General features: G+C 44.7%; 16 protein-coding genes and 1 tRNA gene. 10 read left to right on the top strand and 7 right to left on the bottom strand.

All coding sequences use genetic code 11. From position 1 onward, the window contains the following. Positions 1 to 211: 211 nt before the first annotated feature. From AM228_RS22095 to AM228_RS22115, 4 genes are all read left to right on the top strand, one after another. Positions 212 to 739, top strand: coding sequence for a tetratricopeptide repeat protein (locus AM228_RS22095; protein ID WP_054469108.1), 528 nt, complete (start codon positions 212 to 214; stop codon positions 737 to 739). A gap of 357 nt (positions 740 to 1,096) precedes the next feature. Further along, positions 1,097 to 1,780 carry a Crp/Fnr family transcriptional regulator gene (locus AM228_RS22100; protein ID WP_054469128.1) on the top strand — a complete coding sequence of 228 codons (684 nt, stop codon included), beginning with the start codon at positions 1,097 to 1,099 and terminating at the stop codon, positions 1,778 to 1,780. A gap of 253 nt (positions 1,781 to 2,033) precedes the next feature. Then, positions 2,034 to 3,836 (top strand): M61 family metallopeptidase, encoded by a 1,803-nt coding sequence (locus AM228_RS22105; RefSeq protein ID WP_054469109.1) that lies wholly within the window; start codon positions 2,034 to 2,036, stop codon positions 3,834 to 3,836. Positions 3,837 to 4,270: 434 nt separating this feature from the next. Continuing rightward, complete coding sequence (locus AM228_RS22115; protein ID WP_054469111.1) at positions 4,271 to 5,587, top strand: site-specific DNA-methyltransferase; 1,317 nt, start codon at positions 4,271 to 4,273, stop codon at positions 5,585 to 5,587. Positions 5,588 to 5,687: 100 nt separating this feature from the next. Here the strand turns inward: AM228_RS22115 and argJ are convergent, their stop codons facing one another. Further along, a complete protein-coding gene (gene argJ / locus AM228_RS22120) occupies positions 5,688 to 6,929 on the bottom strand; it encodes a bifunctional ornithine acetyltransferase/N-acetylglutamate synthase (protein ID WP_054469112.1) in 1,242 nt (413 codons plus the stop codon). 665 nt (positions 6,930 to 7,594) lie between these two features. On the opposite strand from argJ, the gene AM228_RS34455 reads away from it, so the two are divergent. Together AM228_RS34455 and AM228_RS22135 are read left to right on the top strand one after the other, a co-directional pair. Then, on the top strand, positions 7,595 to 9,220 hold the full coding sequence (locus AM228_RS34455) for a serine/threonine-protein kinase (RefSeq protein WP_054469114.1): 1,626 nt from the start codon (positions 7,595 to 7,597) through the stop codon (positions 9,218 to 9,220). A gap of 211 nt (positions 9,221 to 9,431) precedes the next feature. Then, on the top strand, positions 9,432 to 11,195 hold the full coding sequence (locus AM228_RS22135) for an N-acetylmuramoyl-L-alanine amidase (protein WP_054469115.1): 1,764 nt from the start codon (positions 9,432 to 9,434) through the stop codon (positions 11,193 to 11,195). Positions 11,196 to 11,369: 174 nt separating this feature from the next. Here AM228_RS22135 and AM228_RS22140 read toward each other — a convergent pair whose 3' ends face one another. The 3 genes from AM228_RS22140 to bchM all read right to left on the bottom strand — a co-directional run bounded on the left by AM228_RS22140 (position 11,370) and on the right by bchM (position 13,059). Then, positions 11,370 to 11,747, bottom strand: a complete 378-nt coding sequence (locus AM228_RS22140; RefSeq protein ID WP_054469116.1) for a DUF423 domain-containing protein — start codon at positions 11,745 to 11,747, stop codon at positions 11,370 to 11,372. A 47-nt stretch (positions 11,748 to 11,794) separates the two neighbouring features. Further along, entirely contained in the window at positions 11,795 to 12,199 is a 405-nt protein-coding gene (locus tag AM228_RS22145) for a hypothetical protein (protein WP_054469117.1), read from the bottom strand. A gap of 173 nt (positions 12,200 to 12,372) precedes the next feature. Further along, a complete protein-coding gene (gene bchM, locus AM228_RS22150; RefSeq protein ID WP_054469118.1) occupies positions 12,373 to 13,059 on the bottom strand; it encodes a magnesium protoporphyrin IX methyltransferase in 687 nt (228 codons plus the stop codon). Positions 13,060 to 13,486: 427 nt separating this feature from the next. Here bchM and AM228_RS36355 point away from each other — a divergent pair, with 427 nt between their 5' ends. After that, on the top strand, positions 13,487 to 13,615 hold the full coding sequence (locus tag AM228_RS36355) for a hypothetical protein (protein ID WP_255353248.1): 129 nt from the start codon (positions 13,487 to 13,489) through the stop codon (positions 13,613 to 13,615). Between the two features lie 217 nt (positions 13,616 to 13,832). Here the strand turns inward: AM228_RS36355 and nagA are convergent, their stop codons facing one another. Beyond that, the gene (nagA, locus tag AM228_RS22160) at positions 13,833 to 15,053 is read right to left on the bottom strand and encodes an N-acetylglucosamine-6-phosphate deacetylase (RefSeq protein WP_054469120.1); all 1,221 of its coding nucleotides are present in this window, start codon (positions 15,051 to 15,053) and stop codon (positions 13,833 to 13,835) included. 37 nt (positions 15,054 to 15,090) lie between these two features. Between nagA and purE the strand changes: the two genes are divergently transcribed. Both purE and AM228_RS22170 read left to right on the top strand, forming a co-directional pair. Next, positions 15,091 to 15,612, top strand: a complete 522-nt coding sequence (gene purE / locus AM228_RS22165; RefSeq protein WP_054469121.1) for a 5-(carboxyamino)imidazole ribonucleotide mutase — start codon at positions 15,091 to 15,093, stop codon at positions 15,610 to 15,612. Positions 15,613 to 16,128: 516 nt separating this feature from the next. Further along, positions 16,129 to 17,694: an ammonium transporter gene (locus AM228_RS22170; RefSeq protein WP_054469122.1), complete on the top strand. Its 1,566-nt coding sequence runs from the start codon at positions 16,129 to 16,131 to the stop codon at positions 17,692 to 17,694. A gap of 385 nt (positions 17,695 to 18,079) precedes the next feature. Here the strand turns inward: AM228_RS22170 and AM228_RS22175 are convergent. After that, positions 18,080 to 18,151, bottom strand: a tRNA-Val gene (locus tag AM228_RS22175). Positions 18,152 to 18,385: 234 nt separating this feature from the next. On the opposite strand from AM228_RS22175, the gene AM228_RS22180 reads away from it, so the two are divergent. Next, complete coding sequence (locus AM228_RS22180) at positions 18,386 to 18,919, top strand: pentapeptide repeat-containing protein (protein WP_054469123.1); 534 nt, start codon at positions 18,386 to 18,388, stop codon at positions 18,917 to 18,919. Positions 18,920 to 19,298: 379 nt separating this feature from the next. Here the strand turns inward: AM228_RS22180 and AM228_RS22185 are convergent, their stop codons facing one another. Then, the gene (locus AM228_RS22185) at positions 19,299 to 22,184 is read right to left on the bottom strand and encodes a PD-(D/E)XK nuclease family protein (protein WP_054469124.1); all 2,886 of its coding nucleotides are present in this window, start codon (positions 22,182 to 22,184) and stop codon (positions 19,299 to 19,301) included. Between the last annotated feature and the right edge of the window lie 43 nt (positions 22,185 to 22,227).

The raw sequence follows: 22,227 nt of genomic DNA on the forward strand, positions 1-22,227 counted from the left end.
CCCTGAATGTAAACATTCTTGCCTAAATCATAAACCAAAGGAGAAATGATTATTGCTTTTGCTGCCTATTTTTGCGGATTTTTTTTGCGTAAGTTGGGTTTGACTTCGTGCCAGCCAACCTAAAAATACGAGAGATTTTGGTTGACATTCGTCGATCAACGATTCCAGGATATTTAATTTTATTGTAAAACTTATTGTAAAACTTCATTCGATGAATTCAGAAAAATTAGAGCGAATCCAAAATGAGTACAAGACAGGTCGCTATGCCTTTGAACGCGGTCAGTACCGCCAAGCCATCAAACACCTAGAAACGGCGACTGGTTTGGTGGAAAAAACCACTCGGTTTGGCGGCGAAGTGCAAATATGGTTGGTGACGGCTTATGAAGCATCAGGAGAAGGGGCAAAAGCGATCGCCCTTTGTCAAACACTGACTCGTCATCCTTATATTGAAACCCGCAAACAAGCCCGTCGGTTATTGGCAATTTTAGAAGCACCCCAATTGCGGATGCACCCAGAATGGCGGGTAGAAATTCCCGATTTGAGTAAACTCGATGAAAGTGAGGCCAAATTTCGCCAAGTCAGCGAAGCCCCAAAGCCCAAACGCCGGGAACCCAAGCGCCCGCCTGCGGAACCCGAACCCGTGGATCTGTCCCAAGTGAATACCAAAGATAATCAATTTATTTGGGTCGCCCTTGGTGCCAGTGTGCTGATTTTAGGTGGGTTAATCTGGTTTAGTTAACCACCTCGCTGCGATCGGGGCGGAGAAATTTCTCGGACATAAATATTACCGGCATTTGATCGTTATTTTTGATCTAGCCTGAGTGACCGGGGATAAACTCACTTGACAACCGCACCTACAAGGTAAAATGACACACAAGAATGCTTGTACTAGAACAGGAAATCCCTAGGACACCCCTGATCGCGCTGTACAGCAATAAACAGATAACCCCAAATTGATGAAAAAACCGACAGCGCTAGTTTCCTGTAAAAGATTCATCTGGAAAGTTATCTGTAGCGTGTGGAACCCGACAATTTAAACTGTCGTCCACCGGAAATTCTGGCGACCTTATATTTTAAAACAGTTAAAACAGCTTTCATGGACACCGAAGCTTTTAGTGAGCTATTTCCCCTCTTTAATTCCGCCAATCCAGAAACCTTGGAATGGCTATCGTCTGTCACCGATGAACACGAATATCCAGCCAACCGAGCCGTCTTAATGGAAGATTCCTGGGGCAATGCCGTTTACTTTGTGGCATCGGGCTGGGTGAAAGTTAGACGACTTTCTGGAGATAGTGTGGTGACATTGGCCATTTTAGGTCGAGGTGATTTCTTTGGCGAAATGGCAATTTTAGATGAATCGCCTCGTTCTACGGATGTAATTGCTTTATCTCCTGTGGAGTTACTCAGCCTCTCGGCCCAGAGATTTATTCAGATTTTGTTTAAAGACGCTCAACTTCATCATCGAATGTTGCAGCTAATGGTCAAGCGACTGCGGCAAACAAACTTGCGGTTTCAAATCCGTAACCGTCCCCCAGCGGTTAAGTTGGCTAATACTTTGGTGAATTTAGCTGAAAACTATGGTCAACCCACGGAGAAAGGAACGGAAATTTATAATATTCCTTTCACAGATTTGGCCGATGTCACCGATATCGGTTTGGAAGAAACCAAAAAAATTATGCAAAAGTTACTGGATAAAGGCTGGATCAAAATTGATGAGTCACAAAAGGCTATGTATTTAATTAATCTGAAGCAGTTAACTCAGTTAGCTGGCCACGTTTAATCTGCTTCTTCTGAACAGAACTGACTGGACTAACACAAAAACCCGGTTTATTCCTTCACCTTTGGGATGAGATTGCCCCCTGATGGCTTACAACCGGGTTACCTGAACAGATGAATTTGCCACGATAGCATTTAGTGTTTAACTGACCGTTTAATTGACCGTTTAATTGAGTGTTTAATTGAGTGTTAATTGAGCGCTAATTGAGCGTTTAATTTAGTATTATTTAGCCTTGTAATCTTTTTTACCAAATCCCATGACAGTAGTAAAGAAAATTCTCTCAGATAGCCCCGCAAAAATCACCCCGATGATTTCCTACCAGGTGGCGATGCATCAGCCTGAATCCCATCTTTATGAGGTAAGGTTGCGAGTGCAAGATTGGCAGGCATCGGTGATGGATCTAAAAATGCCGGTGTGGACTCCTGGTTCTTATTTAGTCCGCGAATATGCCAAGAATCTCCAAGATTTTACGGTGTTAGATATCGATGAGCGATCGATCCCCTGGTGCAAAAAAAGCAAAAATCACTGGCAAATTGACACTACGGGCATTACGGATATCACGGTGCATTATCGGATATTTGCCAATGAACTGACCGTTCGCACCAATCACTTGGATCAAACTCATGCTTATTTTAACGGCGCGGCCACTTTTCTGTATCTGGTGGGATTTGAAAAATATCCGATTCAAGTAACTATTATTACGCCAGAATCAAGCTGGCGAATTTCCTGCGCTTTACCCCCATTGCCGGAATATCGCCATACGTTTATTGCGGCTGATTTTGATACATTAGTTGATAGTCCGTTTGAGATTGGCACCCATGAATCCCATTACTTTGAAGTGTTGGAGAAACCCCACGAACTGGCGATTTGGGGACAAGGGAATAATTTTCAAGCCAGAACCGCGATCGCAGACATAGAAAAAATTATCAAAGCGGAAGCGGAATTATTTGGGGGGTTGCCTTATGAAAGCTATCTGTTTATCCTGCACTTAACCAGCGATGGCTATGGGGGATTGGAACATAAAAATAGCTGCTCATTAATTTATCAACGCTTTGGGTTTCGCGCCAAAGACAAATATAACCAATTTATGCAGCTAGTTGCCCATGAATTCTTTCACCTGTGGAACGTCCGGCGGATTCGTCCCAAAGCCTTAGAAGTATTTGACTATGACCAAGAAAATTACACCTCTTGTCTCTGGTTTTGCGAAGGCACTACCAGTTATTACGATGTCATATTACCTTGGCGATCGGGAGTTTATGATGCCAAAACGTTATTAGACAATTTAAGTAAGGATATTAACCGCTTTTTGAATATTCCCGGAAGACTGGTACAGCCATTAAGTGAGTCCAGTTGGGATGCTTGGATTAAACTTTATCGCCGCGATGCCAATAGCGACAATTCCCAAATTTCCTATTACTTAAAAGGAGAACTGGTGTCATTGTTGCTCGATTTGTTAATTCGGGAACGGCACAATAATCAGCGATCGCTCGACAATGTAATGCAAATCTTATGGCAAAAATTTGGCATTCCCGAAATCGGCTATACCCCAGAACAACTCTGCAATATCATTGAATCGGTTGCTAATGTCAATTTAGACGATTTTTGGCAACTCTGTCTGCATAGCACTGAAGAATTACCCTTAAATCAATATCTTAAACCCTTTGGGCTGAAAGTTCAAGCTAATGGAAACTCCGAAGCAATTCCATTTCTGGGTTTAACCGCTAAAACCGAAAATAGCAAAACCATCGTCAAATTTGTCGAAACCGGATCTCCAGCCCAAAAAGCCGGAATCGATCCCGAAGATGAGCTACTTGCTATTGAGGGAATTCGTGTCAATGGGGAACAACTTCTGGAACGACTGAAAGATTATCAACCCGGTAACACCATTTCCATTAGTTTGTTCCATCAAGACCAACTGCGGACAGTTTCAGTGGTTCTCGGTCAACCCAAACCTAATTCTTATAAATTAGTTCCAGTAAAAGACCCAACTACTCAGGAATTAAATAACTTTAAAGGTTGGTTAGGGGTTTCTTTGTCATCAGTGTTTCCATCTTCGTAGGGTGCGTGTTTCCTGGCAATTAACTTTGGCATAAAAAATTAACTTTTATTCCAGCCGTAACACACCTTAGTGGAAATAAACACATCATTTAATCCCCCCTTTCTCACCCTTTGCAAGGGGGGATGACAAAAATAAAATTGCAGTTGAATATTCTTTAATTTTTTATTTAATTTATAGAGATAAAAAAATACATAAACATAGAGATATGCTAAATAAAATAATGTCAACCTCAAGATTATTTTTCTAAATGATAGGCCAGGTTTGCTCCTGGGATCGATGTGGAATGATTATGCAAATTTAGAAAATTATTGGCCTGGATTAGTTAAAGTAATTACGCTGAGAACGATCGAGGAACGTTTAACAGTCGATTGGCTTCTTGCTTAAGCATTCGCAATTAATTGATAATTAGAGCAAAGATAATTAGAGCAAATAATATGGCAATAGGTATTCCCAGGCAAAAAACAGAAGTTGACAGCCCCCCGTTGACTCTGCAATACCCGGATAAAAAATCCAGACAGCAAGTGCTTGAGGGGAAAACAATCCCTTTGTTAAAGATACATCAAGGACTAGATCAAAAGCGATTATACTTTGGCGATAATCTGGATATTCTCAGATGTTTGCTCAAGGATGAATCTATTAAAGGGCAAGTTAAGCTAATTTATATCGATCCACCGTTTGCTACTCAAAGTGAGTTTGTTTCACGCAAACAACGGCAAGCTTACTCAGATAATCTTACCGGCAGCGAATTTATCGATTTTTTACGCGATCGCCTAATTCTGCTCCATGAAATTTTATCTGACCAAGGCTCCCTATACCTTCACCTTGATGAAAAAATGATTTTTGCCGCTAAGATTATTTTAGATGAAATTTTCGGAGCGCCAAACTATAGAAACCTGATTATCCGCCAGAAATGTAACCCAAAAAACTATACCCGCAAAGCCTACGGAAAAACCGCTGATTTTATTTTATTCTACACAAAAACAGATCGATATATCTGGAATCTTCCTGTAGAGAAACTTTCAGAAAAAAGTCTCAAAGAATATCAATATATTGAACCTGAAACTGGGCGGAGATTTATGAAGGTGCCGCTTCATGCTCCGGGTACTAGAAATGGGGAAACAGGTAAACCCTGGCGAGGTATTTTACCACCTCCTGGAAAACACTGGCAATATCCCCCAGCAAAATTAGATGAAATGGATGCCAAAGGTGAGATATTCTGGTCTAAAAATGGCAATCCGCGCAGGAAAGTTTATCTGGATCAACATCCAGGAGTGGGGGTTCAAGATATTTGGCTAGATTTTCGCGATGCCCATAATCAAAATATCAAAATTACGGGATATCCCACTGAGAAAAATCCAGATTTATTACGTCGAATTGTGGCAGCTTCTTCCAATCCAGGGGATTTGGTTTTAGATTGTTTTGCTGGTTCTGGCACAACTTTAGCGGTGGCTGATGAACTGCAAAGAAATTGGATTGGGGTTGATAGTAGTCCTGAAGCTTTTGCGACAATTCTAGAACGATTTCACCGTGGTCTTAAACCAATGGGAGATTACAGCGAACACCGCCGACAATGGGAAGATCAATATATTCAAAGGAGTTTGTTTGAATTAATGAGTAATGAAGGAGTCAACGAAGATGAAACAAATATCCCAGAATCTATTGTGACTGATTTTTCGGTGTTTACGCATCGCGATCGCATCGCCGAAATTAGGCAGATTATCGATCCTTGGTTGGGTCATACCCCAGTTTAAACTTCGTGTCCTCTGTGTCTCTGTGGTAAATTTCTAGAGAAAAAAACCACAGAGACACAGAGGAACACAGAGAAAAAATCGAGAAATAAATTATCCCCAATTAAGTGGTATATTCCGCATTAATCTTCACATAGTCATAGCTAAGGTCACAGCCCCAGGCAACCCCAGAACCAGAACCATTGCCAATGCTGACGGAAATTAACACCGTATCTCCTTTCAGATATTCACCCGCTGCCGCTTGTTTGAGATAATCGCTGGCAGCTTGGCGGTCAAAAGTTTGAGGTTGTCCGTTTTCCATTAATAGGAAATTTCCTAGTTTAATCTGTAGGTTATTTTGATCGAAAATTACCCCAGCGCGACCTGCCGCCCCCGCAATGCGGCCCCAGTTCGGGTCACGACCAAAAACCGCTGATTTGACCAAAGAAGACCCAACTACGGTTTTGGCAATTTGGCGGGCAGCCGCATCATCAGGCGCCCCGCTGACTTGGCATTCAATTAAACAGGTTGCCCCCTCTCCGTCACGGGCGATCGCCTTTGCCAAATGCTGACAAACTGCGGTTAACATCGCCTCAATTTTATCCGCATCGGGGCCTGGTTCGGTAATCGCTGGAGTCCGAGATTGACCATTTGCCAAAGCAATCAGCGTATCATTGGTGCTCGTATCACCATCTACAGTAATTTGGTTGAAACTGCGATCTGCGGCCCGTTTCACCATGTCTTGCCACAGATGAGAGGACACCATTGCATCACAGGTGACAAAGGCTAACATGGTGGCCATGTTAGGATGAATCATCCCGGAACCTTTGCAAATGCCCCCAATGCGAACGGGTCGCCCATGCAGAGTGGTTTCTAGGGCAATGGATTTAGTGACTAAATCCGTGGTGACAATGGCTTTTGCCGCAGCATCAGACCCGGTTTCTGACATGGCAGGAACTAATTTAGGGATGCCACTACGCATGGCATCCATGCGAATTCGTTGACCGATGACCCCAGTAGATGCTAATAATACGGAATCCGGGGAAATGGCCAAAGCGTTTGCCACCAGTTCCGCACATTCAATCGCATCTTCCCACCCTTGGGCCCCCGTTGCCGCATTCGCTTGACCCGCATTACACAAAATTGCCCGGGCTGTATGTTTATCTTCTAATTTTTGGCGGCAATAATCTACGCAAGCAGCGCGAACTTGAGACGTGGTAAACACCCCCGCCGCGATCGCATCCACTTCCGACCAAATCAAAGCCAAATCCGGTGCCCCAGAAGGTTTCAGCCCTGCAATAATCCCTGCTGCCTTATATCCTTTTGGCGCCGTAATCCCACCCGGAATCTCTTGCCAGTCTGTCATGTAATTTTCTCCAGCCTGTTGATCAACCTTTTATGTATCGCAATCGGGATTATAGATCAACTTGCTCGTTGTTGGTTGTTTGTTGGTTGTTGTTGGGTAGGGATTATGCATGTTGTTCGTTGTTTGTTGTTCGTTGTTTGTTGTTCGTTGTTGGGTAGGGATTCTTTCGTTGTTTTCCTTAGTTCCCAGGGAGCAGGGGTGCGCCATACCAGCCCTAGGGGAGCAGGGGTGCAACCAACAACCAACAACCAACCACCAACCACCAACCACCAACAATCAACAAACAACAACCAACAACCAACAACCAACAAAAAAAGGGAGAGTCTCCTTGGCGACTCTCCCTACCATCAGGGTGCATCTACATATCACAATATATCACTTTTGGGGAGAGGGGTCAAACCATTTATATAAAGATTTCTTAAAGATATCCCAGAGCCAAGAAACCCGGTTTCTTCTAGCTTACCCCCGCTTGACCTTAAGGAAAGGCGATTGCTTGAGTCTCGGGTTCTGGAGTCCCTGAGTCCCTGGGGTCTGGGAAAAGGTAAAGGGAAAACCACCCCGGTTTCTGCCCGACAAAACTGGCTCAAGCTATCATGGGTCAAAGAAATAAAATCACCTTGATACTCAATTAAATTGCAAGCATTCACACCCATTCACGGCCAACTATGAGTTTGTGTATCAATCCCAGTTGCTCAAAACCAGACCACCCCGACAATATTAATCACCGCTATTGTCAAAGTTGTGGTTCTGACCTACTGATCAAAGACCGCTATCGGGTGAAAAGACTCCTCACGGATAATAGCGGTTTTGGCAAAATTTTTGCAGCGGAGGAGCAAGGAAACCCCAAAATCCTCAAAGTCCTGAAAGAACATCTGAATAATAATCCGAAAGCGGTCGAACTATTTCAACAAGAAGCCAATGCTTTAAGCAAGTTACAGCATCCCGGTATTCCCAAGGTGGATGGTTATTTTCAGTATCAAACTAGACATGGGTTGATATTGCATTGCATTGCGATGGAAAAAATCGAGGGACTAAACTTAGAAGAGTGGCTGCAACAACAGGGCAATCATCCGATTTCTGAAGCACAGGCGATCGCGTGGTTAAAGCAACTGGCAGAAATCTTACATCAGGTGCATCAACAGAAATATTTCCATCGGGACATTAAGCCATCTAACATTATGTTAAAAGATGGGCAGTTAGTCTTAATTGATTTTGGTACAGCCCGAGAAGCGACTTATACTTATTTAGCAAAAATGGGTTCGGGATATCAAGTGACTGCGGTTGTTTCTGCGGGTTATACTCCACCGGAACAAATGAATTCCCAAGCGGTGCCGCAATCGGATTTTTTTGCTTTGGGGCGAACTTTTGTCCATTTACTCACGGGACAACATCCCGCTAATTTTTACGATTCCTATAATAATGTATTTCGGTGGCGACAGGATGCAAATATTTCTGCAACTTTGGGAGATTTTATCGATGCTTTGATGTCATCAAAACCTGGGAATAGACCAATGAATACCCAGGTACTTTTGCATAAAATAGATGAATTAAACCAAAATAAAGCCAAAAGTAAAATTAATTTATTTCCAATAATAGTATTGGCAGGTATTATCTTAAGTATTGGCGTATTTGTAGGGTTTTTTTTGGCTAATTTACAAGCAAATTATGTGACCAAAACAGAGACGAAATTAGAGACAAACTCAGAAACTCCAGTTATCACTAATTCACCAGATCCAAGTCCTCAAGCGATCGCACCTGTTCCCGATCCGAATTTGCCAAATTCTACACCACAACCATTGCCATCACTTCCCCAGGAATTGATTTTACCGCCCATATCAGTAAGTATGGATTATTCTCAGCTTGAAAGTTTCCTGAAAGCGAAAAAATGGCAAGAAGCGGATCAGGCAACTCGCAATCTAATGCTGAAAATTTCTGGGAGGGAAAAAGATGGTTGGCTTGATGTTAAATCTATTGGTGATTTCCCCTGTGAAGATTTGGCCAAAATTAATCAATTATGGGTGAAATATAGTCAAAATAAGTTCGCTTTTACAGTGCAAAAATATATTTGGGATAAGGTAGTTGGGAACACAGAATCACCCAATGAAGTCTATAATGTTTTTGGCGATCGCGTGGGCTGGCGTGTCAATAACAAGTGGCTAAAATATGCGGAATACAATTTTACCCTTGATGCCCCACAAGGCCATTTGCCCCAAATGTTTAATCAAAATAAACTACCCAGTAATCGATTATCGGTGTTGTCGCCAAAACTGGCTAAATGTAATATTATTTGATTTTACAGAATATTGCTCATAAAAGCAACATGGGTTAATGCTTAATGTTACATTGAGTAGATGACCCAGTTTTTTCGCCGGATGTGCAATAATCGTCATAGTATTTATTAGGAGCGATTTAGTAAAAGCGATCGCGCTTTCCCTGTAGAGACTTTGGTCATACCAGATCCCTGCATATCACTTTGATTTTCTTGATTCACTTACCAAACTAATGCACAAATTTTTAGGATTAGCAGCGGCAGTTGCATCGATAATGATAATTTCTCCAGTGCAAGCACAACAACCTCTTTCCTTGGTTTATCCCTCCAACGGTCATAAAACTTTTGCCCATCAAATTTTTTTAATTGGGACAGCACCACCGACCGGGGATGTATTTGTCAATGGCCAAAAAATTCAACGCAGTCCGGCCGGTCATTTTGCCCCGACGGTGCCCTTACAAATGGGGGAAAATGTCTTTACCTTAACCCATCAAGGACAAGAATTAACCATTAGAATTATCCGCGAGTCTAATGCCCCAAAAATGCCCGATGGTTTGGGATTTGCCGAAAATTCTTTAACTCCCGCTGTGGATATCGCCCGAATGCCCGGAGACTTAATTTGTTTTAGTGCGATCGCTGCTACAAATGCCCAAGTTTCGGTGCAATTTTCCGGTCAAACCATTCCCCTATTGCCCCAATCAGAAATTGTCACTCTTCCTTCAAATCTTGCCGCCTTAATTGACCAAAATCAACCGGAAGTTAACAACAGTGCCACTAACTATGAAGGTTGTCTATCTGCACCCAATCGAACCGGAAACTTAGGCAAACCTCAATATACCATTTCCCTGAATGGTCAGACGAAAACAGAAACCGCCCCAGGCAATCTGGAAATCCTTTCATCTAACCAATTTCAAATCGCCGAAGTCACCGCCGAATCAGGAGTTGCCAGAACCGGACCGAGTACCAATCATTCTCGTTTAACCCCTTTACCCAAAGGAACGCGGGCAGCAATTATAGGTCGGGAAGGAGAATGGCTGCGTTTAGACTATGGTGCTTGGATTAGAAATAACGAAGTAAACATTCAGCCCAGTGGTGGGCCGGCCCATTCCATGATTCGGAGTTTACGTTCTCGGCAAATCGATGGTTGGACAGAGATTTATTTTCCCCTGCAAACTCCAGTTCCCATCACTGTGAAAGAAGGAACAAATACCTTAACTTTAACCTTACATAATACCACCGCCCAAACGGATACTTTCCGGTTTGATGATGACCCGGCGATCGCCCGTTTAGACTGGGGACAACCGCAACCCAATCAAGTGGAATATATTTTTAATTTGAAACAGCAACAATTATGGGGATATAAAACCCGATATGAAGGCACAACCTTGGTGTTATCTTTGCGACATCCCCCCAAACTAAACGGAGGCAGCAGTCGTCCTCTTGCGGGAATGACTATTATGCTCGATCCGGGACATGGCAGTAGCAATGATTTGGGGGCAAGAGGGCCGAATGGTTATCCCGAAAAAGATGTCGCCTTAATTGTTTCTAAATTAGTGCGAGATGAGTTACAAAAACTAGGGGCAACGGTGTTAATGACCCGCGAAGGAGATGATGATTTATGGCCTCAAGACCGGGTAAATATGATTGACGCCAAAGAACCCCAATTAGCGATTAGCCTCCATTATAATGCCCTGCCGGATGCCGGAGATGCCATGAATACGGCGGGAATTGCAGCTTTTTGGTATCATCCTCAAGCCCATAGTTTAGCCGTGTTTTTGCATCAGTATTTAGTGGAAAAATTGAATCGTCCTAGCTATGGGGTGTATTGGAATAATTTAGCCTTAACTCGTCCCACGGTTGCCCCTTCGGTGTTAATGGAATTGGGTTTTATGATTAATCCCAATGAGTTTGAATGGATTACTAATCCCCAAGAACAACAAAAATTAGCCCGGGCGATCGCTGATGGGGTGGCGGCATGGGTGAACACCACTCGTTAATTTATACCGTTTCCCATTAAAAATGCAACCCTTTTGGGCGCGGGGGCGAAGCCAAAGCGGTAGTGGGGGCGAAGCCCAAGCGGTAGTAGGGGCGAATGGCCATTCGCCCCTACGGAATGCTTCGCCCCTACAGGTGTTTGTGGTAGATTCAATAGAAAATTGCTGTAAGTTAATTTACTTAAAATTAAATGCCGCAACCACTAAACAAACCCAACCGATAATCAACCCCACACCCCCAAACGGCGTAATCGCTCCTAACCATTTAATTTCTGTTAAACTGAGGGCGTATAAACTACCGGAAAAAATGACAATTCCGGCAATAAACGCAAATCCAGCGATCGCTAATGCCGTTGGAGGGATGGGAAACTGAGTGAATAATAAGGCAACTAATAATAGAGCCAATGCATGATACATTTGATAACGAACGCCGGTTTCAAAAATTGCCAAATATTTTTCACTCAGTTGTTCTTTTAAAGCATGAGAGGCAAAAGCTCCCAGAATTACGGCTAATCCCCCAAAAATCCCCGCGATCGCTAAAAAAAATTTCGTCATTATCATTAACTTATTCCCCTAATTAAATATCAAACGTTGATGAGAAATTATATATCAAATTTATAAACAACACTGCCGTTTTCCGTAACCTTAAAATCCGCATTAAACTCCTTGGCTTTTTCCGTTAAAAACTGTTGGGCTTCATCCCCGGATACTTTGGTCGCCATTGCTAACCGCATAACCGTAATATCGCCATTATTTTCTTTGAGGATTTGATAAAAACTGGATTGCAGGCGATCGCGTTTTGTTTGGCGATGAGTTTCTGCCACACTCCACAGGAGAAAACTGCCCCCGGTGGTCATGGGCAAACCGAGGATTAAGCAACCAAGCAGCGCACTATTTCTGTCTTCTGGGGTTTCGGTTTTATCAAAAGGAATTAGCAAGGCTGCTAATAAAAATAAACCACCAAAAGCGAAAAGAAAACTGCCAGAGAGTAATTTAATGACTTTCATAGGTTGACCGATCGCAGGCGATCGCATATCGTGATGCTTTTATTTTAGATCCTGGGCTTTGGGGATGACAACCAAAGGTCGAAGTGAAATCTTCCTCAAAAAAATAAACGGGGCAATTTCCTAAGAAAAAGCCCCAATTACTAGAATTAAACGCTGAAATTAAACGCTTAACCCTATCGACGAATTGCCTCAAGCAATCGCGAATAATAAAAGCGAGTGCTGGTCATGGTTTGTCGCCCAATGGTAAAACCATTTTGTTCTAGAATGCGGACAATATCCGCTTCCCGATGTTGATAAGCACGAGTGGTTTTACTCGGACCGGGAAACAACTCGCCAATTTTTTTCAGCACACTCAGGGCGAGGGTTTTCGGTGCAAAACTCAGAATCAAGCGATCCTCAGCCATTGAAGCCAAATGACCAATCATATCCGCCGCTTTTTCTTGGGGATAGTGAATCAGCACATCCAGGCAAATCACTGTATGGTAACGCCCACTTAAAGATTCCAAATCTTGGGCGGCAAAATTTACATGATTGTTGGGAGTTAAAACAGCAGACGCTCGCTGGTAAGCTTCATGCACCATTTTCTGGGAAATATCGCTACCATAGACAATAGCGCCAGCTTGAGCCAACGGAATACTCAAGCTACCAACACCACACCCGGCGTCACAAATGGACAACCCCTGTAAATTTCCATCAGCTTTCAGCCAATCGATCACACGATCCACGGTTTGCTGATGACCTTGGCGAATATCAAGCTGAACTTTATTCACTTGACCATCGCCATAAATGCGCTTCCAGCGGTCAAATCCGGTGGAGTTAAAATACTCCCGAACAATGGTTTTATCGTCTACTGCGTTCATGTATTATGAGGGTTACTCAAATCGTCTCAATCTTTCAATTTACCACAATCGGGACTTCTGTGCGGCGATCTTACCTTGGGTCGGATCGCCTCATTTAGCCCTAACCAAATATAGACCTAAGATTAACCTAAAAATTGACCGGCTCCGAAATATCACCGGCATGACAATTAATTTACTTGAAGATAGGTTTTTTATTCATCAGCAACCGCGCCGATGTTTGGCAGATAATTTCTTTTGGTTCTGACGAATTATACAAAATAAAAATATCTTGTAAAATTATCATTAATTGATCAGAAACTTCTTCCCGGTGCTGACAATTTAAGTTATCTAACTCATTAACCTTATAGTTGGGTTTTAGGTTGATATACATCGATGGATTAGTATTTGCAAAGGAGAACCAGCTTAAGGGAATCGGCAACATGAAAACTTGTCATTTTTCCTAGAGAAGCTATCAAATTTTATCGAGGCGAATGGCAATTTGTCCCGACAAAATCTGACGGCGGATAGCCGATCGCTGACCGTTGACCAACGACAAGGGCGATCGCTGAATGGCTAGGTTTGATGATCCCTGACGCTTTAATAAAATGAATGGGATCTGTTTTGCTGAGTTCCAGCGAATAATCACGGATTAAATCAGTCAAGGCGTCAGTTTAGTAAATAAAATTTTCTGTCCCTCTGAAAAAAATCATAGCATAAATATTTTTTGAAAGTTTTTAGGCACGGGGGTGAACCCCCGATCGCCTGCCCTGTCTTTGCCCTGATAATAGTCTGATTTATCCGGGGGAAATTTCTGCTAACCGTTGCCAACTAATCTGTCCGGTGACTGGATCTTGGTGCCAACGTAACAAAGGACTCGATTGCCCGATCGCCATTTCTGGTGACATTTCTGGTAAACCGATCGCCTTCCTGGGGGCTACTGTTGCCAGGGCGATCGCCTCTCCCACCTCACATACACCCCACTTAACCAAATTTTCCACCCCAGACAACAACGGTAAAGTGGTGCCTGCCAAAGTCCCATCCAGCAGCTTACAAGTGCCAGACTTCACCTCAATTTGCCGCCGATCCCAAGGATAAACCCCATCGGTTAAGCCAATGGGCGCCAGGGCATCACTGACTAAAAAGACCCCTTGACTAGCACGCAAAAGCACCTGAATCATAGTCGGACAAACGTGCTGACCATCGGCAATCAGACCGCAATGGACTCGCGGATCCACCATTGCCGCCCCTAATAATCCCGGTTCCCGGTGATGCAACGCAGGCATAGCATTAAAAGCATGGGTAATCATACTGGCGCCCTGGTCAAAGGCTTGACTAGCTTGGGCGGATGTAGCCATTGAATGCCCTAAACTGACAATAATGCCCAGGGAACGGAGATAAGCGATCGCCTCTCCCGTGGGGTCTAACTCTGGGGCTAAGGTCATCACCTTAACCACCGAAGCATAATCCCCTAAAATACTCTTGACATTTTCCACATTTAGTGGTAAAATATATTGCTCTGGATGGGCGCCGCGTTTTTCATAGTTGAGAAATGGCCCTTCTAAGTGGGCGCCCAGAATTTTCGCTTCCTGAGTCGCCAATGGATCATCGGATGCTTGTGTGGCCATAAAATCAGCCAAAGTGGAGAGCGATCGCTGAATTTTAGCTGGGGAAGTAGTAACAATAGTGGGCAAAAATCCATCCACCCCTTGCTGCCAAAGATAGGCACAAATTTCTCTCAGTTTTGGGTAATCTTGGGGTTCCAAGTCTGGAAACGCCAACCCTAAGCCCCCATTAATTTGTAAATCAATGCCGCCGCAGGACAGCCAATCCCCCGCCAGATCGACACAGGGGGACTTTTCCCCCACAGGGCAATCGGCCATTAAACCCATATCGGCGATCGCCCCGTGATTCAAGCACAAATAAAATAAGCCCGACTGCCGAGGGAGTCGAGCATTGATAAGATGCAAATTGTCAGAATTGCCAGAGACGATTTCGGGGGCTATTGCTTCAGTCATCACGTTCTCACCATTAAATCAGGATCAATCATAACCAATGACACAAGCACAAGTAGGAATTATCATGGGCAGCGATTCCGATTTGCCCACCATGCAAGCCGCGATCGCCATTTGCCAACAATTCAACGTCCCCTGCGAAGTAGCGATCGTATCTGCCCACCGCACTCCCCACCGCATGGTGGAATATGCCACCACCGCCCATCAACGCGGCATCAAAGTCATCATTGCTGGGGCAGGAGGGGCGGCTCACTTACCGGGAATGGTGGCGTCCTTAACTCCATTGCCGGTGATTGGGGTTCCCGTAGCCACTCGAAACCTGCAAGGGGTGGACTCTCTCTACTCCATTGTGCAAATGCCCAGCGGCATTCCCGTAGCCACAGTGGCGATCGGTAATGCCACCAATGCGGGATTATTAGCCGTGCAAATCCTGGCAGCGCATCAACCGGAATTATTAGAGCAAGTCCAACAATATCGCCAGAGCTTAACGGAATCCGTACTGCAAAAACAAGAACGCCTGGAACAGTTGGGGTCGCAACAATACCTAGCCGAAATGAAATAAAAAAGCATCGTTGCCAAATTTTGCACCCACGAGCCGTTTATGGATCCCATCTCACCACCGATTAATTGTATTTCGTGATACAGAAATATTATGTGAACATGATGAGATGTTCTTTACTTAAAGCTTGGTGTTTTTTCTGTGGTGAAAAGTTGTGATGGACGGGGATATCTTGGCCCAACAAACAAACAAAGCCAACCACCCCAGCCATCAAACAGCCAGGAGAGAAAAGAGAGGAGAGAATTTTCCTCTATCCTCTATCCTCTATCCTCTATCCTCTATCCTCTATCCTTTATCCTTTATCCTTTATCCTTTATCCTCTATCCTTCCCTGTGTGGAATTCGATTTCACGAAGCTCGCAAGATAATCACCCAGTTAAAAGGCTTAATGCTTCTTGCTAGACGTTTTTCTGTTTACCGATCGTCAAGCAAACTGACTTTTTACCTGAAAGTCTGAGATAATTCAAAGCCACTCCATCAAGCTTATGTATAGATTCCATTATGAAACAACGTCTAAGCAATGACATCTAAACTGACAGTACAGAAAAAATTAAACCGCACTTCTCAGCGCGTTCGCGCAGCGTCCCGGAACTCATCGCCCCTGGAGAACGCCCAGCGCTATCATGGTTTTTTTGGGCGACTGGGCAAATCTTTCCAGCAGTTGACCGTTGCCATTCGGCGACTGTCTCCAAATTGGCAAGCTTGTATTCCCTTAGCCAGCATCATTCTCTTGGTTTCAGCCTATGCCGCTGTTGCCCAAGATGCCCCACCGACTCAGGAAGAACAATTGGCCAACATGAAAATTGGCCTAGATACCATGTGGGTGGTGATTGCCTCGATTTTTGTCATCTTTATGAATGCTGGTTTCTGTATGCTGGAAACCGGCTTTTGCCGCCAAAAAAATGCCGTCAATATCTTATCCAAAAACCTGATTGTCTTTGCCCTAGCCACAGTCACCTTTTGGGCGATCGGGTTTGCCTTCATGTTTGGGGACGGCAATGGCTTTATGGGCACCACAGGCTTTTTTTTGATCGGTCCAGACAATAGTCCCGCCACGGGTGATGACTATCAAGGGATATTTAGCTCTTTAAGTTGGACAGGAGTGCCCCTGGCCGCTAAATTCTTATTTCAAGTCGCCTTTGCGGGAACTGCGGCCACCATCGTTTCTGGTGCGGTGGCGGAACGAGTCAAATTTGTTGACTTTTTAATTTTCTCGATTTTATTGGTGGGCATCGCCTACCCGATTACCGGACATTGGATCTGGGGTGGTGGCTGGCTTTCCAGCTTAAAAACCGATCCCGATACCGGCGAAACCGTCTTAGGATTTTTAGATTTTGCCGGTTCAACCGCCGTTCACTCCGTCGGCGGTTGGGCAGCGCTGATGGGTGCAGCGATCCTCGGCCCACGCCTGGGCAAGTATCAAGATGGCATCCCCACGGCAATGCCCGGTCACAACCTCAGTATTGCCACATTGGGCTGCTTGATTCTCTGGATCTGCTGGTTTGGGTTTAACCCTGGCTCCACAATGGAAGTAAATCAGGATATTGCTCATATTGCCTTGACGACAAATATGGCTGGTGCTACTGGGGGAGTCGCGGCTACTTTGGTGGCCTGGTTATATCTTGGTAAGCCGGATCTGTCCATGATTATTAACGGCATTCTGGCGGGTCTGGTAGCGGTTACTGCGTCATGCAATGTTGTCAGTGTCCCCTCTGCGGCGATCATTGGTTTAATTGGCGGCATCCTGGTGGTCTTTGCGGTGCCATTCTTTGACAAAATCCAGATTGATGACCCGGTGGGTGCGACTTCCGTTCACTTGGTGAATGGGGTGTGGGGAACTTTGGCCGTGGGTCTATTTCATCAGGAAAATGGATTATTGTTTGGTGGCGGTTTCGCTCAACTGGGCGCACAAATCCTCGGTGTTGTTTCCGTGGGTGGCATGACTGTGTTATTGTCCACTGCTTTTTGGTTAATTCTGAAGGCGACTTTGGGAATTCGCGTCACCGAAGAAGAGGAAAAAACTGGTTTGGATATTGGCGAACACGGAATGGAAGCTTACAGCGGCTTTCTGAAAGATACTCTCTAAGACCGATCGCAAGAGCGCAATTTTCTCCGCGAGTAAACCACAAAGCATTTGTAGGGGCGAAGCATGACCGCAGTGTAGGGGCGAATGGCCATTCGCCCCTACAATATTAAATTAAATACGGTCAAGATCACGCCCTACCGTGGTTCAGTAGGGGCGAAACCGCTCTAAACAACCGTTGATTAATCGATCGTGCCATCAGGGAGGAGTTGAGCGATCGACTCCTCTGCGATTTTTTTAGCAGACCATAAGCCGCGATCGCGCCTAGTCACCTGCACTATGAGCAAAAATTGAGTAACTGGATATACTGAGGAAAAACAAGGTAACCCAATATCAGGTCAGGCAAAATTATCCCCTAAAGCCTTAGCCTATAAGAGTTTGTTTTAAATGGGCGATACTGGACTCGAACCAGTGACCCCTTCCGTGTGAAGGAAGTGCGCTACCACTGTGCTAATCGCCCGCGAGATATAGATATAACATAACTTGCCATAAAAACACAAGTCTTTTCAGAAATTTTTGGGAAAATTATTTCTCTCGGTTATTTTTCTCCTTCGGGGGAGACTGAATATTATCTCCCGAAACTGGATTTTTCTCACTTAAGTAAGTAAAAGGATAATTGTTCAGGAACAGGGCGATCGCCTAAAAATAAATAGGATACAATTACTCATAAAAACAAGATTATTTTATTCACGATATGAATCCTAACGAACTTTTAACTCTTTACGCTGCGGGACAGAGAGATTTTCGGGATTTAGACTTATTCCGTGCGGATTTCAATGGGGCGGATCTCAGTGGTGCCAGCTTATTTCGCTGCCACTTATTCCGCGCCAACCTCTATCGAGCTAAACTGATTGGCACTAACCTATTTCATGCGGACTTAATTGGGGCTAACTTAAGTTGTGCCAACCTGAGTGGGGCAGACCTCAGTGGCGCCAACCTGGTTGGGGCGGACTTAAGCGGAGCGGACTTAAGTGGTGCTGACTTAAGTGAGGCGGATTTAAGTGGGGCAAATCTGAGTCTTGCGAACCTTAGCTATGCCGACCTGTCTCGTGCCAACCTGTTTCGGGCTGACTTGGTTGATGCCCGCTTGAATCACACTAAATTGAATGGAGCCAATCTGAAGCATACTTTGGTCAAAGATACTTACTTTGCTCAAGTCGTGGGTCTATCCCCGGATTTGACAATTGCCCTCAAAAATCAAGGGGCAATCTTGGAAACTGCGGCTTAATCATGTTCAGGAAATTAATTTAAAATTTTGCAGGACTTACGCAGCTACTCCACATTTTACAGCGGTTTTCTTTCTTACTGAACCACGCTAGGGCGAAGCATTCCGTAGGGGCGAAGCATTCCGGCAGTCCATTTAATATTCTAAGCAATAATTTATCTACCGGAATGCTTCGCCCCTACACTGCCGGAATGCTTCGCCCCTACAGATATTTCTGGTTTACTCGCGGAGAAAATTGCTGTATTGGTGCGTTTTATTGGTGCGTTTTATTGGTGCGTTACGCTGCCGCTAACACACACGGGTGCGTTACGCTGCCGCTAACACACCCTACAGAGGCTACAGAGGCGTTGCGTAAGTCCGGTTAATTGTTTAATTTTACATTTCACTTGCGACTGAGACGGCTGCCCTGCCGACAAACCAAATCATAGTCACAATATTGACAAGCATCTCGTTTATGGTCTGGGTCTACGGGGTAGTGACCTTGTTGCAGTCGTCTTTTCACATTTTCGGCAAACTCTGCCAAAGCCGTCTCATCGATCTCATCGATCGCCACTTCTTTTAAAATTTTCCCCTTGGTTAGGGAGTAATAGTAAGCATTGGTGACAGCTTGCCCAGGAAATAAGTCCTTGGCTGCAACTTGTACATATAACGGTAACTGGATATCCAGCTTGGCTTGACCGTTGGCATCTTTTGCCCCTTTGGGGGGAGAGGAACTGGTTTTATAGTCCACGATCGCCAATCCTTCGGGAGTGCGATCCACTCGGTCTACGGTGCCTTTAACTTTCAGACCATACCAAGTGCCGGTAAATTTTTTTTCCGTCGCCAGAATTTCTGTATTTTCCTGGAGAAATTCTGGTGCGGATACTGCCCGCTGTAATAGGGTTAAATGCTCTTGACGGCGGGCTTTCCAACCGGGCAACGGGGGCAATTTATCTAAATTTTCGGCTTTTTCTGCCTGTGAAAACGCGGTTTCTAACTGTTCGATCGCCGTGGCGACAAAATTTTTGCCCTCAGAACCGGCAGCGGATTCTACGGAAAGTTCTAGGGTTTTGTGGTAGAGTCGCCCGCGTAAACTGTTGCTAAGTTCTTCTTCCGCTTCTTCCAGGTCGAGTAAATGTAACTGCTTGTGGCTAAACCATTTAAAGGCACATTGACCCAGGTTCGTCAGTTGAGAGGCGCTAAATTCCCATTCGTCTGGATCTAAGCCGATCGCGATCGCCCCATCATACTCATCCGGGGGTTGGCTGCTTTCTCGGCGTTTCTCCACGGTCCAACAATGATAAGCATGGTTCAGAATCGGATCTGCTTCCGGGGTGTTTCGGGAAACGCCTATACTTTGTAGGTCGCCAACCGCAGCAACCCTTTTTGCCCCTAACTCAACTTGTCGAGACACTTGGACGCTGGCTACAGGCAAGGGCGGGGCGGCTTCTACTTCCAAACCTAATCTAGCAATGTAAGGACTAGGCAACATTGGCGTTGAACCCTGAGTTTGAGGATAGGAAAAAATCAGATTTTGGGCAGCAGTTTTCAGGCAGCCATAAAAATTCAGGGCTTCTCTTTGGGCAGTTTCCACCGCATTAGCCAGGGGAATGCCCCTTTGCCGCAACAATTGGCGATCGCGAAAATCCAAAACCGGACTATCCACCACAGGGGCAGGCAAAATTCCCTCCGCCATTCCCAACACAAACACCGATTGATACTCAGTTCCCACCAAAGAAGCGGGAGTATGCAGTTCGACGCCGCCGCGTCCGGGGGCCGCAGGCACCATCAACAATGCCATTAGCTGAGAAATTTCTTGAATAAACTCTTCAATGGTCAAGATTTCTGTTTCTGGTTTTGACAGATGCACCAATCCTTCCTGAAACTGATAATATGCCACCGCCTCCCGCGCCCATCTTGCCGCCCGTTTCCGCAGATTAAAAGCTTTGAAGATATTCTGTAAACGTTCTACCCAATTTTCTCTAGTATCCTGACTTGGCCAAGATAATATCGATAAATCCACCGATAAATCCACCGATAAATCTACCGCTTGACTGGTGGAAACCTTTTCATCCCCTTTCGGCTGAAGAATTTCTTGCCACTTTTTCAGTCCAGAGGGATGCATTTTCCGCGCCCTGACCCAACATTCTGGGGGTAAACCAGAACATAAGGGATGAGTTAACAGTTTTGCGGTCGGTTCAAAGGGCAAATCAGCGATCGCCACCTGACCCAAAGTTTCGATCCAATTGCCTAAACGAGTGGCGGTTAAAGGAATAGAATACAAAGCCCGAATCGGCAAATCGTATTCCCAGGCAATGTCCAAAATCATTGGCCCATAAATATTTTCATCCCGTGCCACGATCGCGATTTGGTGACAGGGTACTTTTTGTAATAACTGTTCTTTGACTAGGGCTAAAATCCCCCGCACTTCTGCTTCTAAATGGGGATAAGCATAAACTTTTGCCGGATTTGACTCTTTTGGTTCCGGAGGGTCCGAGTCACTCAGCCCTAAAAATTTCTGGGATAAGTATTTGCCCGGATGGTTGGGGTTTTGATGGTTAGTATTTGCCGCGACTTCCTGGACAATTTCATCATTTTTAACATCATTTTTAACATCATTTTTAATCTGCCATCCCCTTTCTTGCAGCCACGCGATCGCGGAGCGTTGCGGATGCAACATCGCTTTTTGATTTTCTGACAATAAGGGATGATTCTCCACCGGCAAAAACCACACAGAGCGATCGCCCGCTACCGCATCCACAAATTGCAGTTGATCCATCAGGGGAAAATCATAGCCATAAACCAGCAAAGATTGCCGCATTGGATTTAATTGCGAAGCAAACCATAAAATTTCCGCCGAGTCCAGCAGTTTTTTCTCTCTCAACCGTTGCTGATATATTTCAGCTAAATTCACCAAAGGCTGAAACCGTCCTGGCAGTTCAATATGTTTTTGGGGGGGTGGGGTCAACTTACCAATAGCTTGCCAATCACCGATTTTCAGCAGTTCTTTTAAAATAGGTGCAACTTTGCGAGTTGTTCCCTCAACATCTGTAGTGGATAGCACTTGCCGAACAGTTTCTCGTAAATAGCGGTGTGCGGTCAGAAGGGGAACTTCGGCAAACTGATTTTTGCCGATAATTTGTTTCGCCAAATTTTCCAGAGAAAAATGAGCCACAGAAAGCGATCGCGCCGCTTGTGGGGTCGGCGTCATCACGCTGATTTGGCGATCGCTCGCTAATTTCTTCGCCTCTGCCAAAGGATAGGCATGAATATAGATCACCCGATTCATATTATTGGTTGTTAGTTGTTGGTTGTTAGTGCGATTCGTTCAG

Source organism: Planktothricoides sp. SR001, from assembly GCF_001276715.1.
Lineage (GTDB): Bacteria > Cyanobacteriota > Cyanobacteriia > Cyanobacteriales > Laspinemataceae > Planktothricoides > Planktothricoides raciborskii.